This window comes from Acidihalobacter yilgarnensis, from assembly GCF_001753245.1.
In the GTDB taxonomy this organism is placed as follows: domain Bacteria; phylum Pseudomonadota; class Gammaproteobacteria; order DSM-5130; family Acidihalobacteraceae; genus Acidihalobacter; species Acidihalobacter yilgarnensis.
In genome coordinates this window covers 3,274,576-3,289,333 of sequence record NZ_CP017415.1, presented here as the reverse complement: position 1 = coordinate 3,289,333, position 14,758 = coordinate 3,274,576, and the positions used below count along the sequence as shown (strand labels likewise).

At 59.2% G+C, this 14,758-nt stretch carries 11 protein-coding genes and 1 tRNA gene; 9 read left to right on the top strand and 3 right to left on the bottom strand.

Features of this window, described 5'->3' with window-relative positions:
* Positions 1-115: 115 nt before the first annotated feature.
* The 3 genes from ggt to BI364_RS15810 form a co-directional block, all read right to left on the bottom strand.
* Complete coding sequence (ggt, locus tag BI364_RS15820; RefSeq protein ID WP_070080149.1) at positions 116-1,885, bottom strand: gamma-glutamyltransferase; 1,770 nt, start codon at positions 1,883-1,885, stop codon at positions 116-118.
* 167 nt (positions 1,886-2,052) lie between these two features.
* Positions 2,053-2,129 (bottom strand) — tRNA-Arg (locus tag BI364_RS15815).
* A 54-nt stretch (positions 2,130-2,183) separates the two neighbouring features.
* The gene (locus tag BI364_RS15810; protein WP_070079558.1) at positions 2,184-2,822 is read right to left on the bottom strand and encodes a MarC family protein; all 639 of its coding nucleotides are present in this window, start codon (positions 2,820-2,822) and stop codon (positions 2,184-2,186) included.
* A 453-nt stretch (positions 2,823-3,275) separates the two neighbouring features.
* Here BI364_RS15810 and BI364_RS15805 point away from each other — a divergent pair, with 453 nt between their 5' ends.
* The 9 genes from BI364_RS15805 to BI364_RS15765 all read left to right on the top strand — a co-directional run bounded on the left by BI364_RS15805 (position 3,276) and on the right by BI364_RS15765 (position 14,722).
* Positions 3,276-4,403, top strand: coding sequence for a porin (locus tag BI364_RS15805; protein WP_070079557.1), 1,128 nt, complete (start codon positions 3,276-3,278; stop codon positions 4,401-4,403).
* A 282-nt stretch (positions 4,404-4,685) separates the two neighbouring features.
* Positions 4,686-6,167: an ATP-binding cassette domain-containing protein gene (locus BI364_RS18820; RefSeq protein ID WP_070079556.1), complete on the top strand. Its 1,482-nt coding sequence runs from the start codon at positions 4,686-4,688 to the stop codon at positions 6,165-6,167.
* The gene (locus tag BI364_RS15795) at positions 6,164-7,063 is read left to right on the top strand and encodes a branched-chain amino acid ABC transporter permease (RefSeq protein WP_070079555.1); all 900 of its coding nucleotides are present in this window, start codon (positions 6,164-6,166) and stop codon (positions 7,061-7,063) included. Before BI364_RS18820 ends, BI364_RS15795 begins: the two co-directional genes overlap by 4 nt.
* Entirely contained in the window at positions 7,060-8,013 is a 954-nt protein-coding gene (locus BI364_RS15790; protein ID WP_070079554.1) for a branched-chain amino acid ABC transporter permease, read from the top strand. Before BI364_RS15795 ends, BI364_RS15790 begins: the two co-directional genes overlap by 4 nt.
* A 154-nt stretch (positions 8,014-8,167) precedes the next feature.
* Entirely contained in the window at positions 8,168-9,442 is a 1,275-nt protein-coding gene (locus tag BI364_RS15785; protein WP_070079553.1) for an ABC transporter substrate-binding protein, read from the top strand.
* 245 nt (positions 9,443-9,687) lie between these two features.
* A complete protein-coding gene (locus BI364_RS15780) occupies positions 9,688-10,962 on the top strand; it encodes an ABC transporter substrate-binding protein (RefSeq protein WP_070079552.1) in 1,275 nt (424 codons plus the stop codon).
* A 349-nt stretch (positions 10,963-11,311) separates the two neighbouring features.
* The gene (locus BI364_RS15775) at positions 11,312-12,337 is read left to right on the top strand and encodes an amino acid ABC transporter substrate-binding protein (protein ID WP_070079551.1); all 1,026 of its coding nucleotides are present in this window, start codon (positions 11,312-11,314) and stop codon (positions 12,335-12,337) included.
* 75 nt (positions 12,338-12,412) lie between these two features.
* On the top strand, positions 12,413-13,603 hold the full coding sequence (locus BI364_RS15770) for an amino acid ABC transporter permease (RefSeq protein ID WP_070079550.1): 1,191 nt from the start codon (positions 12,413-12,415) through the stop codon (positions 13,601-13,603).
* A gap of 21 nt (positions 13,604-13,624) precedes the next feature.
* Entirely contained in the window at positions 13,625-14,722 is a 1,098-nt protein-coding gene (locus tag BI364_RS15765; protein WP_070079549.1) for an amino acid ABC transporter permease, read from the top strand.
* Positions 14,723-14,758: the final 36 nt, after the last annotated feature.

Genomic DNA, 14,758 nt, shown 5'->3' with positions numbered 1-14,758 from the left:
AGCATCTGTTCAAGCATTGCGGTGCGCGTGTGTGGCGATGCCCGCCTCTAAAATCGCCTCCTTTAGATAGACATTTCGGCCCGCTTGGTTCATCCGCCGACGTTTCTGATCGCGCTCAATAGCCCGCTGCCAGCGCCGAGGGTCTGCGCCGGTCGGCAGCGCCTTCATAGAGGCCGGTTTTGGGATTTGCCAGGATGGCCATGGCGGCACCCCAGGCGTTGCCGTAGGTGAAGCGGTAACCCATTTTTTCCAGGGTCCGCTGTGTCGCCGGGGTGAGTAGACCGGGCTCGATCATGACGGTGGGCGGCTGCCATTGTTCATGGAAGCGCGGGGCGTCGACGGCCTGCTGCATGTTCATGCCGAAGTCGATCACGTTGAGGATGGTTTCGAGTGTGGTCGAGATTATGGTGGAGCCGCCGGGGCTGCCGGTGACCATGAACAGCTTGCCGTGGCGCAGCACGATGGTTGGCGACATGGAGCTGAGTGGGCGTTTGCCCGGCTCGATCTGGTTCACGCGCCCCTGCACGAGCCCGAAGCTGTTCGGGACGCCGGGTTTGGAGGTGAAGTCGTCCATTTCATTGTTGAGAAAAAAGCCGGTGTCGCCGGCGATCTGCCCGAGGCCGAAGAGGTAGTTGATGGTGTAGGTCACGCTGACGGCATTGCCGTGCGCATCGACTACGGAAAACTGGGTGGTGTTGGTGCCTTCGGCCGGCCCGAGACTGCCCTTGACCTCGCTGGAGGGCGTGGCGGCATCAGGTCGGATTTGCGCGCGGATTTTGGCGGCATGCGCGGGCGATAGCAGTTCGCGGATGGGGTTGTGTACGAAGGCGGGGTCGCCGAGATAGGTGTTGCGATCGGCGAAGGCGTGGCGCTCGGCTTCGATGAGGTAGTGCAGGGTCTTGACCGAGGCGTAGCCCCACTCGCCAAGCGGATAGGGTTTGACGATCTGTAGGATCTCGCAGATCGTGGTGCCGCCCGAGCTGGGCGGCGGGTCGGAGACGATGGTGTAGCCGCGGTAGTCGCATTCGACCGGCTTGGCCCATCGAACGGTGTAGTCCGCGAAATCCTGCAGGCTGAGGATGCCTCGATGCTGCGCGCTGGCCGCGACGATGGCCTTGGCGATGCGGCCGCGATAGAAGGCGTGGGTGCCGCCTTCGGCGATGCGTTCGAGGGTGCGTGCGAGCTGCGGCTGGCGCAGGCGCTCGCCCGCGCGCCAGGGCTGACCGTGGTTGAGGAAGATGGCGTCGACGTTGGGGTATTTGCGGAAGTCGTCGGCGCGGCCGTCGAGGATGTGTGCGTCGCCGGGATCGAGGATGTAGCCCTTACGCGCGAGCGCGATGGCCGGTGCCATGACGGTCTTCAGCGGCAGGGTGCCGTATTGGGTCAGCGCGGCATTGAGGCCCATCACCGTGCCAGGCACGCCGACGCCGAGGTAGCTGTGCGTGCTCAGGCCGGGTACGACCTCGCCTTGTGCGTTCTGGAACAGTTTGGGATAGGCCTTGAGCGGCGCTTTCTCGCGGAAGTCGAGAAAGCGGTTCTCGCCGTTGGCGAGGTGGATCACCATGAATCCGCCACCGCCGATGTTGCCGCAGCAGGGATGCACCACCGCAAGCGCATAGCCGATGGCCACCGCCGCATCGATGGCGTTGCCGCCTTCGCGCAGGATGCGCACGCCCACGCGCGTTGCCAGATGCTGCGCGGTGACCACCATCGCGTGCTTCGCCTCGACCGGCCGAAGGCCTGCGAGGCTTTCGAGCGGGGAGATGTTTCTGCCGTAGTCCAACGCCTGAGCAGAGATGCCGGGCTTGGCATCGCCAGCGCCCGCCAGCACATTCGTGGCGATCAATGCCAGACCGACCGCAATCAGCAAGGTGACGCTGCGCATGATCATTCCCCCTTTAAGCCAATGACCGGACCTCGGTGTCCGCCCCGCACGAGCATAGCCGGTTCCGGCGGGCATTCGGGGTTGGGGGCTATGAGGGTAGTTGGCGCAGGCGCTGCGCCTATCCACCCTGTAGGGGCGGGGCAGGGGCTTAGGGGGAGTAAGAATGATGGCGCGCCCGAGAGGATTCGAACCTCTGGCCTCTGCCTCCGGAGGGCAGCGCTCTATCCAGCTGAGCTACGGGCGCGGGGGGACAAAGCATACTGTGTTGACGCAGGCGCGTCCATTGCGGTGACGGGGGTCAGGCGAGGCCTGGCAGCAGGCCGCGAATTCCCAGGGCCATGAACTGGACGGCGATGGCGGCGAGCAGCAGGCCGAGGACGCGGGTGGCGATGCGAATGCCGGTCTCCCCAAGCTTGGCGGACAGCGGCACGGCTACGCGCAGGGTGGCGTAGACGACGCCGGCGACGATGAGAATATTGAGTAGCAGTGCGAGATAGCCGAGCCAACCTCGTGCGTTCTGTGCGGTGATGATGACGGTGGAGATGCTACCGGGCCCTGCGAGCAGCGGGATGGCGAGCGGGACTACGGCAACGTCGTCCTTGGCCACGCCTTCCTGAGTTTCTTCCGGAGTATTGCGCGCGCGGTTGGGGCTGCCCTGCAGCATGTGAATGGCCATGAGCAGGATCAGCAGGCCGCCGCCAACACGGAAGGCGTCGAGGTCGATGCCGAAGAGCTGCAGGATGTACTGCCCGGCGAGCGCGGCGGCGAGCAGTGTGACGCCGACCGCGATGGCGGTGGTGCGCGAGGTGCGCAGCCGGTCTCCAGCGGTTTGATCGCCGGTCACGGCGACGAAGATGGGAACGGCTCCGACGGGGTTCACGATCGCGAGCAGGGCGACGAGTGCGCGGAGTGCGTCGGTTAGGTGATCGGGTGACATATTGGTGCAGGTGCCCTAGGCGAGTCGATTTTGCAGCGAACATACGCCGCTGGATAAGGGCTTGGCAAACGAAGACGAGAGAAGACGAGAATTGAGACCAAAAGGAGACAATGTGGGGCGAAAAGCAGGTGATGCGCACCAGGATGATACGCTTCAGCGCACGAGTGAGGCCTAAAATGGTTGCATCACACAACGAATGGGTATCAAAATCTCGCCACACAGACATCGAAATGGTGCGTACGGGGTTTTTGCGTACCATCTTGGTGCATAAGTTGTCCCAATGGGCATCGGGAATGTATCCAACCGACTGAATTGCCGGTTTTGAGCGACATGGCACGAGTTGTGCTTTTCTCTGCGCCATGCGCTCGACGCGCATTCGATAGCTGTGAATGGCTTGTATAAAGCGTTTTGTTGTTAATTGTTCAGTAAACTTGCTAGGGGGAATCATACGTGATGAATGTGAAGAACGTGTTTACGCCGAAGGCCGCCGCACTTGCCGCTGCCATGAGTCTGGCCTTTGCCGGCGCCGCCGCGCATGCTGCGCCGACCGCTACGATTTTCGGTGGCCTGGGCATCGCCGGTTACTACAACACTCCGACTGCCAATCCGGGCGGTAGTTCTGCCTACGATATCTCCAGCGACGGCAGCCGTATCGGCATCAAGGGTGACCTGGGCAAAACCGGTGATACCACCTTCATGTACGAGTACATGATGAACGTGAATCCGGTGCAGTCGGGTTCCAGCTCTTCGCCAACCACCTATACCGCCTTCCTGGGCGCCAAGGGTGGCTGGGGCACCGTGATGGTCGGCCGTCCGTTCACGCCGTTCTATACCGACATCGTGTCCGTGTTCAACCCCTTCTGGTGGTTCTACACGACCAACGTCGACGTCAAGCAGATGGATAAGGCGATCGTCTACACCACCCCGACCATGGGTGGCTTCAACATGTCGGCCTCGCTGTCCAACATGAGCAAGGGTTCGACCAGCGGCTCCAAGGACGAGACCAACGTCACGCTGACCGGCACCTACACGGCCGGCCCGCTGAGCTTCGCTGCTGGTTATGTTGGTTTCTCGAAGTACGGCGACGGTACTCACGAGTACAGCCAGTCCGCTTCGACCACCGTCTGGGGCACGGCGATCAATACCTATGCCGGCGAGCTGCTCAAGAGCAAGGTCGCAGCCCGCGCCAGCTATAACGAAGGTCCGCTGTCCGTGAACCTGGGCCTGTTCTCCTACAAGCCGACCAGCAAAATCTACAACGGCACGACGACGGCGCAGAACGACAACGCCATCAATACCGTCAGCCTCTGGGCGAGCTACATGGTCGCGCCGAAGTGGACGCTGATGGGGGATATATCCTCGACGAGTCAGAGCGATATGAGCATTGCCAACACGAACTATAAAGGCAAGAAGGGTACGATCACGACCTTCAGCGTAGCCTACGCTCCAGTGGACGCGGTCGCCCTGTTCGCCGAGTACCAGTACTACGGCAAGGATGCCGCTGTCAGCGGTCTGGATGGCGTCAATTCCGGTACCCGCGCCAACGGTCAGCTGGCAATCGGCGGTTACTACAGCTTCTAAGGCGTTCAAGCTTGATGTGAAAATACCGGGTGCCCCTAGGGGTGCCCGGTTTTGTTTCTGGGGCTGGTGTATAAATGCCTCGTTACTGTCTCCGCGGCGCGATTATCTTGTCGACGGAGAGCACTTGGGCCTGGTCGTGCCGGTGGCATGAACCGGGGTGTTTCAATTGAACGTACTACCGAGCAGCCATCTTCAAAAAACCATGGATACCAACATAATTCGGCGTGTCCGAGCGACCCGGTTTGCGGCGGCGTGGCGTCGCCCAGAATATGAGGACACGAGATGCTAGAGGTCACCGAGCTGGGTAAGGATTTCGGCGGCCTACAGGCCATAGACAACGTTTCCTTCACCTTGCAGAAAAATACCATTACCGGGTTGATCGGTCCGAACGGGGCGGGCAAGACCACCCTCTTCAATACCATCGCCGGCGTCTACAAACCGACTCGCGGCAGCATTACCTTCAATGGCGAGGCCATCGATGGGCTTTCGCCACACCGGATTTTTCACAAGGGCCTGGTGCGTACCTTCCAGATTCCCAGACCCTTCCCCGACATGAGCGTGCTTGAGAACCTCATGGTGGTGCCTCCGCGTCAGTATGGGGAACAGTTCTGGAACAACTGGTTCCGCCGTGGCCGAGTCCGCCAGCAGGAACAGGAGATACACGAGAAGGCCCGTGAGACGCTCAAGTTCCTGAATCTGGAACGCGTGACTCACGAGCAGGCCAAGAATCTGTCCGGTGGACAGCAGAAGCTGGTGGAGATCGGTCGCGCGCTGATGGCAGATCCGCAGCTGATCCTGCTCGACGAGCCGGGTGCGGGCGTGAATCCCTCGCTGCTCGCCGAAATCATCGAGCGCATACGTGAGCTGCACGATAAGGGCATCACCTTCCTGCTCATCGAACACAACATGGACATGGTCATGAATCTCTGCGACCCCATCTTGGTGATGGCCAACGGGAAACTGTTGATGGAGGGCGATGCGCAAACAGTGCGCACCGATCGCGCGTGCTTGACGCCTACCTGGGAGGCAGCCCCGATGAGTGAAGCGATGCTCAAGGTCGATAATCTCATGGCTGGTTACAATCCGGGTGTGCCGATCCTCCGTGGCGCGACCATTGAGGTGATGCCAGGCGAGATCGTCACCGTGCTGGGCCCCAACGGCGCGGGCAAGTCCACATTGATCAAGTCCATCGCCGGACTGGTGCCGGTCTTCTCCGGCAAAGTCACCTTGGAGGGCCGCGATATCACCGCCCTGGCACCGCACACGATGGTGCAACAGGGCTTGGCCTACGTCCCCCAGAACAACAACGTGTTTGCCCGTCTGAGCGTGCAGGAAAACCTGGAAATGGGGGCCTACACGCGCAAGGAAGGCCTCGAACAGCGTCTGCAAGAGACCTATGCGCTGTTTCCGGATCTCGCACGGCTGCGGCATCACCCGGCGGGTAAGCTCTCGGGCGGACAGCGGCAGATGGTTGCCTTCGGTCGAGCACTGATGGTCAGCCCCAAATTATTGATGCTGGACGAACCCTCTGCGGGCCTGTCGCCGAAACTGGTGGGCATGGTCTTCAAGAACGTGCAGGAGGTACGCGATACCGGCGTCACCATCCTGATGGTGGAACAAAATGCCAAGGCCGGGCTGATGATCTCCGATCGCGGCTATGTCCTGGCGGAAGGCAAGGAGCAAATCATGGACAAGGCGGATGCGCTATTGCGCAACCCCGAGATCGGCGAGCTGTATCTGGGCTCCAAGGGGGGATTGCTATGATCGGCCAATATCTCGCGGACGGTATCGTTCTCGGCTCGACGATTGCGCTCGGCGCGATCGGTTTGACGCTGACCTACAACATTCTTAACTTCGCCAATTTCGCGCATGGCTCCCTGCTGTCCTGGGGCGCCTATTTCGGCTTGGTGTTCGTGATGGCCTTTTCCGGCGTGCAGGGTGGGACCTTCGGGTCTCTGTCCTTCGGCTGGCCCTTCATCGTCGCGCTGATCGGTGCTGCGGTGCTGACCTCTGGGTTGGCCTTGTTGGTCGACTGGTTGGTGTTCCGTCCACTGCGACGCAGCAATATTCAGGTGGCGCTGGTGTTCGCCTCTTTCGGTGCTTCGCTGTTGTTGCGCAACTTCATCGTCGTGTTCTTCGGCCCGGAGCCGCGCTATTACAGCAATTCCATCCAGATGGCCAAGGAGATTCTGCCCGGTGTGCGCATGACCGCGGATCAGATTTTCGTGGTCGTCCTGGCCGCGGTGCTGGTGGTGGTGCTGCATTTGTTCCTGACGCGCACCAAGCTGGGCAAGGCCATGCGCGCGACCGCCGACAATCTTGCGCTGGCACAAGTTACCGGGATCAACGTGCAGGGCGTTGTGCGCTGGACCTGGGTGGTCGGCGCCTCATTGGCTGCGGTGGCCGGTATGTTCTTCGGTCTCACGGTCCAGGTTCTGCCTGAAATGGGCTTCAACCTGGTCTTGCCCTTATTCGCGGCGGCGATTCTGGGCGGCATCGGTAGCGTTTACGGCGCGGTACTGGGTGGCCTCGTCATCGGCATCGCACAGGACGTGTCGGTCATGTTCATTTCCCCGGCCTACAAGCCGGCGGTAGCCTTCGTGATCATGATTGTGGTCCTGCTCGTACGTCCGACCGGCATTCTCGGAGAAAAGAAATGAGCGGCCTGGTTTCCTATCTCGTATTTTTCCTGATCCTCGCCGCCATTTATGGCGTTGTCTCACTGGGGCTGAACCTGCAGTGGGGTTACACGGGTCTGTTCAATATTGGCGTCGCCGGTTTTTTCGCGGTGGGCGCATATACCTACGCGATCCTCGCCAGCCCGGTGACCTCTGGGCATCTGGGCGGTTTCAACGTGCCCATCCCGCTGAGCATGGTTGCGGCGATGTTGGTCACTGGTGTGGCGGCGCTGGTCATTGGGTTTCCGACACTGCGGCTGCGTGACGATTACCTAGCCATCGCCACCATCGGCATTGCCTTCAGCATCCAGCTGGTGGCGATGAACACCCAGTGGCTCACAGGCGGTACGCAGGGCATCTATAACATCCCGCAGCCGCTGGCGAACGTCTTCAAGTCGAACTTCGAGTACAACGTGTTCTTCCTGGCGATGGTCTTGCTCATCCTGTTCGTGGTGTACATCGCGCTGGAGCGCATGGTGCATTCGCCCTGGGGCCGGGTATTGATGGCGATACGCGAGGATGAAACCGCGGCCAGCTCGGTCGGCAAGAACGCGTTCAGTTACCGCCTGCAGTCATTCGTGATCGGTTCCATGATCATGGGATTGGGTGGCGCGCTGTACGCCTGTTTCATCAAATACATCAGTCCGCAGGATTTCCAGCCGGTGCTGACCTTCCAGATCTGGGCGATGCTGATCATCGGCGGTAGCGGCAACAATCGCGGTGCGGTACTGGGTGCGCTGCTGGTTTGGATGCTGTGGAGCGGCAGCGGCACGCTGGTCCAGGCGATTCTGCCGGCGAGTCTGCAGGTTAAGGGTGGCGCCTTCCAGATCATCTTGATCGGCTTGGTGCTGATGCTGACGTTGATCTTCAAGCCCAGAGGAATCCTGGGTAACCGGAGAGCGATCATTCCCAGGGCCAAACAGGCGCCTTGAGAAGAAGAAATTGCGGGTGCGTGCCGGGCGGCACGCGCCCGCAGCAGGCAGATAATAAGGACAATGATTTAAAGACTGGGTGGGATAACGGGTAAGGCATTCAATCTGTTGTTAATAATGTGTCCACCAATGGACCTTGATGAGGGGTAATTACATGGTGTCTAAAAAACTGACAAAGTCGATGTTCGCGGGCGTGGCGGCCGGCGTACTGTCAATGGCCGCGATCAATGCGCATGCCGAGTGCACGACCACCATCGGTGGCGTGATGGCCTTGACCGGTTCGCTGGGTGCGTTAGGTCAGCAGATCGGCGAGGGTGCTCAGCTCGCGGTCAGCGATATCAATGCGGCCGGCGGTGTGAATGGTTGCAAGTTGAAATTCGACCTTTACGACGATCAGACCAATCCCGCCGTGGGCGTAGATGCGGCCAAGAAATTGGTGGACATCAATCGCGTACCGGTCATCATCGGCGCACTGTCCAGCGGCGTCAGCATGGCCATTCTGACTTCGGTGACCAGCTCCGCGCATGTGGTGCAGATTTCGCCCGCGTCGACCTCGCCGACCTTCACCCAGCTCGCCCAGGAAGGCCGCACTGGCGGTTACTGGTTCCGTACCGTGCCTTCCGATGCCCTGCAGGGTACGGCGATGGCCATGCTGGCGCATCAGCACGGCCTCAAGAGCGTGGCGGTGATGTACATCAACAACCCTTACGGTACTGGTCTGGCCGGCAAGTTTGCGAACTATTTCAAGAAGATGGGTGGCACGGTGACTGCCGAGGTGCCTTACAACGACAAACAGCCTTCCTATCGTTCCGAGGTCAATCAGGCCCTGTCAGGTAAACCGCAGGCCCTGTTCCTGGTCGGTTATCCGGGCGACGGCACCACCGTGGCGCGCGAATGGATATCCGCCGGCGGCCCGATGACCTTCCTGCTACCGGATGGCCTGGAGTCGCAGAAGTTTGTCGACGACGTGGGTCCGCAGTACCTCAAGACGGTCTACGGCACCGCTGCGGGTTCCGAGAAGACGCCTTCGCTGGCAACCTTTAAGGAAAACTTCAAGAAGAAGCACGGCAGCTACCCGACCCAGGCTTACATGACCAATGCCTATGACGCCGTCATGATTGCCGCATTGGCCATGGAATCCGGCAAGAGTGACAAGGCGCCGACCATTCGTGACAACATCCGCAAGGTGACGGGTATGGGCGGCACGCCTATCTATGCCGGCGTCGATGGCTTCAAGAAGGCTTCTATGCTGCTCAAAGCCGGCAAAAAAGTGCATTACGTCGGTGCTTCCGGCCCGCTGAGCTTCGACCAGTACGGCGACGTGACGGCGCCGATGGTGGTGTGGACGGTCAAGGGCGGCAAGGTTGCCGAGACCGGGATGATTAAAGTTGACGCGATCAACAAGGTGCTCAAGCAGTACGCCAAATAGGCAATACACTCGATAAGACGTCAATATGGTGTGTGCGACGCCCGGGTGATTGTCCGGGCGTCGAGATCCCGTACAAGGGGCGTCACACAGATGTAACGCGTGTCTGGAAAACCCGCAGCAGAGCCCGTCTTGACTGACGGGAATGGCCGAGTGGAGATGTGCGCGAGGAGGGGTCGGGCATCACAGGTGGGCCAATGGCCCCCTCTAACTCGGATGTTTCGCTTTCTCATTGAGGAGATACACGAATGCGCTACAAACCTTATCTGGCGACTGCCTTGTTGGCCGCGCTGCCCATGGTGGGGCATGCCGCCTCCAGCGATTGCAGTATCCCCATCGGTGCAGTCCTGCCGCTGACCGGTTCGCTCAGCGCAACCGGCCAGGAGAACGTCAAGGCCGTGCAGCTGGCGGTCGAGGAGTTCAACAAGGCCGGCGGCATCAATGGATGTACGCTCAAGGCGATGATCTATGATTCGCAGACCCAGCCCTCGACGGGTGTCGATGCGGCCAAGAAGCTGATCGACATCAACCACGTGCCGGCCCTGGTCGGCGCCTATTCCAGTGGCGTGTCGATGGCGATCCTGACTTCGGCCACGGCCCCCTCCAAGGTGGTGCAGATTTCCGCCGGGTCGACATCACCAGCGTTTACCCAATTGGCCAAAGAAGGCAAGACGGGTGGTTACTGGTTCCGTACCTGCCCTTCGGACGCCCTGCAAGGCGTGGCCATGGCCTATGTGGCCAAGGAAAAAGCCCATCTCAAGAAGGTGGCGGTCATTTACCTGAACAATCCCTATGGTCTGGGGTTGGCTGATCGCTTTAAGGATGCCTTCACCGCCTATGGCGGCAAGGTGACCTCGATGGTGGTTTACAACCCGCAGCAGCCTTCATACCGCTCAGAGGTTGCCAAGGCGCTGGCAGGCCACCCACAGGCCTTGTTCTTGGTTGCTTATCCGAACGAGGGTGCGACCATCCTGCGTGAATGGATCAGCAATGGCGGTGCGCAGAAGTACCTGTTCCCGGATGCGCTCAATGCCCCGCAGTTCATCACCAGCGTCGGTGCGAAATATCTAGACGGCCATGTTTGGGGAACGGTGCCCGGCAGTATGGATACCCCCAGTCTGCCGATCGTGAAGAAGGCATTCAAGGCGGCTTACGGGCATGATTTTACCCAGCCTTACGATGCGAATGCCTACGATGCTGTTGCGACTATCGCGCTGGCGATGGAGGCGGGCAAGTGCAGCACCGGCACCTGCATCAAGGATCACATCCGTAGCGTGACCGGCGATCCGAAGGGCACGCCTGTCGAAGCCGGCGTCGCTGGTTTCAAAAAGGCTCGCAAGCTGCTGGCCGAGGGCAAGACAATCCGCTATGTCGGCGCCTCCGGTGATCTGAACTTCGATCCCCAGGGTGACGTGCAGGGGCCGGAAGTGGTCTGGCAGGTCGAGGGGGGCAACATCGTCAACAAGCAGACCATGAGTGCTGACGAGATCGCAGTGATCACCAAGAAGCTGGGCCTGAAGTAATCAGCGAGGTCTACGAAAAGTGTCGCCCGTGGGTACAAGCTTGCGGGCGGCACTCGTTACGAACGCACCATTGTGGTGCAAATCTGCTCCTTCATCGGGGTGATGCTGGCCGTTCGTCCTGTTCGCGGCTATGCTGTGTAAAGCTGGTGATACAGTTTTTTCGGCCATGAGGGTGATATGTCAGCACCTGGCCCGATATCTGCATGTGAGTAGTGTCTTACGTATCGGGGGATACGCATAGGCGATCGGCGGTCGCACGGACACGTGATACGGCCGGGGAGTAACGCGCAGCCGGGGGGCTCGCGCGCCATAAAATACAGACAGTCAATAACAATCATGAGGGCTAATCATGCATAAATTACGCTGGATGGCGGTTGGTACCGCCTTTTCGTTTGCCATGGTGGCGGGAACTGCCCACGCCGGTGCCACCTTCGACGCCGTCAAAAATAAAGGCTATGTGCAGTGTGGCGTTAGCACGGGTCTACCCGGCTTTTCCAATACCGATGACAAAGGGCATTGGAAGGGCATGGACGTGGATGTTTGTCGCGCTGTCGCTGCGGCAATGTTTGGCGACGCCAACAAAGTACGGTACACCCCGCTGACCGCCAAGGAGCGTTTCACCGCACTGCAGTCAGGAGAGGTTGATGTGCTGTCACGTAATACGACCTGGACGCTGACCCGCGATGCTTCACTCGGGATCAATTTTGCCGGCGTGAATTATTACGATGGCCAGGGGTTCATGGTGAAGAAGGCGCTGGGGGTCAAGAGCGCCAAGGATCTAAGTGGCGCGACCGTCTGCGTACAATCCGGCACGACGACTGAACTCAATCTTGCCGATTATTTCCGCAGCCAGCATATGCAGTTCAAACCGGTGACCTTCGATACCTCCGACGCTACCGTGAAGGCATTCGACGCGGGTCGTTGTGACGTACTGACCTCCGATCAATCTCAGTTGTATGCGTTGCGGATTCTGTTGGCCAACCCGGATAGCGCCGAGGTGTTGCCCGAAATTATTTCCAAAGAACCGCTGGGCCCGTCGGTGCGACAGGGCGACGATGAATGGTTCAATCTTGTGAAGTGGAGCTTGTTTGCGATGTTGGATGCCGAAAATCTCGGTATTACCTCGAAAAACATCGATTCGCTCAAGGCCGATAGCAATAACCCAGCGATTCAGCGTTTCATCGGGGTCAAGGGAGGCTTGGGCAAAATGCTCGGGGTTTCCGACGGGTGGGCTTATGACATCGTCAAGCAGGTTGGTAATTACAGTGAATCCTTCGAGCGGAATGTGGGCATGTCATCACCGCTGAAGATCCGCCGCGGCCTGAATGCCCTCTGGAATCAGGGCGGCATCCAGTACGCTCCGCCGATTCGCTGACACGACTTCGGTCGAATTGTGAACGCCCCAGGGGGAGCACGCCCCCCCTGGGCTTTATCAATACGGGATCAATCGATGTCCGCTCCTCCCAAGGAACCACTCGTACCGGGACGCCCAAGCCTGATGAGCAACCCGCGGGTTCGCGCGATCATATTCCAGGCGCTGGTCTTGGGCGCAGTATTCGCATTGCTCGGCTATGTTTTTCACAATACGGTCAGCAATCTTGAGCAAAGAGGTATCTCCACGGGCTTCGGTTTTTTGGATCGAGAAGCCGGTTTCGGTATTATCCAAAGCCTGATTCCGTATACCCCTTCATCGACCTACGGCCGCACCTTTCTGGTTGGGCTGGTTAACACCTTGCTGGTTTCGGTCATGGGTATTGTGCTGGCCACGCTGGTGGGTCTGGTAGTCGGTATCGGCAGGCTGTCGAAGAATTGGCTGATTGCTCGCCTGGCCGGAATCTATATCGAGACCTTCCGCAATATTCCTTTATTGTTGCAGGTGCTGTTTTGGTATTTTGCCGTGTTGCAGGCACTACCCGCACCGCGCCAGAGTTTGTCGATCGGAGAATGGGCATTCCTGAACATCCGCGGCGTCTATTTGCCGGGACCGGTGCCGGGTACTGGATTCGGTTATGTAGTGCTGAGCCTGCTGGTTGCGATTGTATTGGTCGTCTGGCTCGCACGTTGGGCGCACCGTCGGCAATTGCGTACCGGACAGCCTTTTCACACGGTCTATGCCTCGCTGGCTTTGTTGGTGGGGCTGCCGGCATTGAGTTTTGTGCTGCTGGGTATGCCGCTGACTTGGTCGCTGCCAAGCCTGCATGGCTTCAATTTTACCGGTGGCATCACCATGATCCCCGAGCTGACAGCACTGCTGTTGGCTCTGACCATCTACACCGCTTCCTCAATTGCGGAAATCGTCCGTTCGGGCATCCTCGCGGTTAGCCATGGGCAGACCGAGGCGGCCCGTTCGTTGGGATTAAATCCCGGCAATACCACACGCTTGGTTGTCTTGCCGCAGGCGCTTCGGGTGATCATTCCACCGCTGACCAGCCAATACCTGAATTTGGTCAAAAACTCATCTCTCGCTACCGCAATTGGTTACCCGGATCTGGTCAACGTTTTTGCGGGGACGACGCTCAATCAAACGGGGCAGGCGGTGGTGATCATCGGCATGACCATGGCGGTTTATCTCACGCTGAGCTTGCTGATCTCGCTGTTCATGAACTGGTACAACCAGCGGGTTGCGCTCATTGAGCGTTGAGCGCGGCACCGAGGAATTCATATGAAGGAATACCAACCGCATCCGGATTTGCCGCCGCCATCTTCGCAAGTAGGCGCGATTGGATGGCTTAGACGCAATCTGTTTTCCACGCCGCTCAATTCGCTATTGACATTGGTTGCGGCCTATCTGCTTTATCTGACGGTGCCCCCGGTTGTCGAGTGGGCATTCATCAAGGCTTCGTGGGTGGGTAGCGATCGCAGCGCTTGTACCGCAGGTGGGGCTTGCTGGGTGTTCATCGAGGCTCGCTTTAGCCAGTTTATCTATGGGTTCTATCCGCCGGATCAGTTGTGGCGCGTTAATGTCGGTGCTTTATTGCTCGTTGGCCTCTTGGCCTGGTTGATGCTTCGCGGCATGCCGGGTAAGCGCTGGGTGGGCTTGTTTACGCTGCTTGTCTTCCCGTTCGTGGCCTTCGCCTTGTTTCACGGTGGCGTGGCGGGTTTGCCAGTGGTGAGAACCACGCAATGGGGCGGCTTGATGTTGACCTTGATCTTGTCATCGGTCGGTATCGTGGCGGCACTACCCCTCGGCATCCTGCTGGCACTGGGACGTCGTTCACAGATGCCCATTGTGCGTGCATTGTGCGTCGCTTTCATCGAGTTGTGGCGCGGCGTGCCCTTGATCACGGTATTGTTTATGGCCTCCGTGATGTTGCCTTTATTCATGCCAGAGGGCGCCGATGTCGATAAATTAATGCGCGCGTTGATCGGTATTGCGTTATTTCAGTCAGCCTATATCGCGGAAGTCGTGCGCGGGGGTCTTCAGGCGATACCCAGAGGCCAGCAGGAAGCAGCAGCTTCGCTGGGATTGAATTACTGGAAATTGATGGCGCTGGTGATTCTGCCGCAGGCCCTCAAGCTCGTGATTCCTGGCTTGGTGACCACCTTTATCGAGTTGTTCAAAGACACCACGCTGGTTTCGATTATCGGCTTGTTCGACCTGCTCGGAATCGTGCAGTCGGCCTTTACTGATCCCAAGTGGCTGGGTTTCGCGCTGGAGGGATTCGTCTTCGCTGGCGCGCTGTACTGGCTGTTTTGTTTTGGCATGTCGCGCTACAGCATGCGTTTGGAACGTCGTTACGATACCGGACACAAGCGCTGAAAATAATGTTCACCGAGGGGCGACACACCAGCTCCC

Bases quoted from the DNA above. Each gene is read 5' to 3' on its own strand.
- ggt (WP_070080149.1), bottom strand. From the start codon at position 1,885: ATGCGCAGCGTCACCTTGCTGATTGCGGTCGGTCTGGCATTGATCGCC.
- BI364_RS15810 (WP_070079558.1), bottom strand. From the start codon at position 2,822: ATGTCACCCGATCACCTAACCGACGCACTCCGCGCACTCGTCGCCCTG.
- BI364_RS15805 (WP_070079557.1), top strand. From the start codon at position 3,276: ATGAATGTGAAGAACGTGTTTACGCCGAAGGCCGCCGCACTTGCCGCT.
- BI364_RS18820 (WP_070079556.1), top strand. From the start codon at position 4,686: ATGCTAGAGGTCACCGAGCTGGGTAAGGATTTCGGCGGCCTACAGGCC.
- BI364_RS15795 (WP_070079555.1), top strand. From the start codon at position 6,164: ATGATCGGCCAATATCTCGCGGACGGTATCGTTCTCGGCTCGACGATT.
- BI364_RS15790 (WP_070079554.1), top strand. From the start codon at position 7,060: ATGAGCGGCCTGGTTTCCTATCTCGTATTTTTCCTGATCCTCGCCGCC.
- BI364_RS15785 (WP_070079553.1), top strand. From the start codon at position 8,168: ATGGTGTCTAAAAAACTGACAAAGTCGATGTTCGCGGGCGTGGCGGCC.
- BI364_RS15780 (WP_070079552.1), top strand. From the start codon at position 9,688: ATGCGCTACAAACCTTATCTGGCGACTGCCTTGTTGGCCGCGCTGCCC.
- BI364_RS15775 (WP_070079551.1), top strand. From the start codon at position 11,312: ATGCATAAATTACGCTGGATGGCGGTTGGTACCGCCTTTTCGTTTGCC.
- BI364_RS15770 (WP_070079550.1), top strand. From the start codon at position 12,413: ATGTCCGCTCCTCCCAAGGAACCACTCGTACCGGGACGCCCAAGCCTG.
- BI364_RS15765 (WP_070079549.1), top strand. From the start codon at position 13,625: ATGAAGGAATACCAACCGCATCCGGATTTGCCGCCGCCATCTTCGCAA.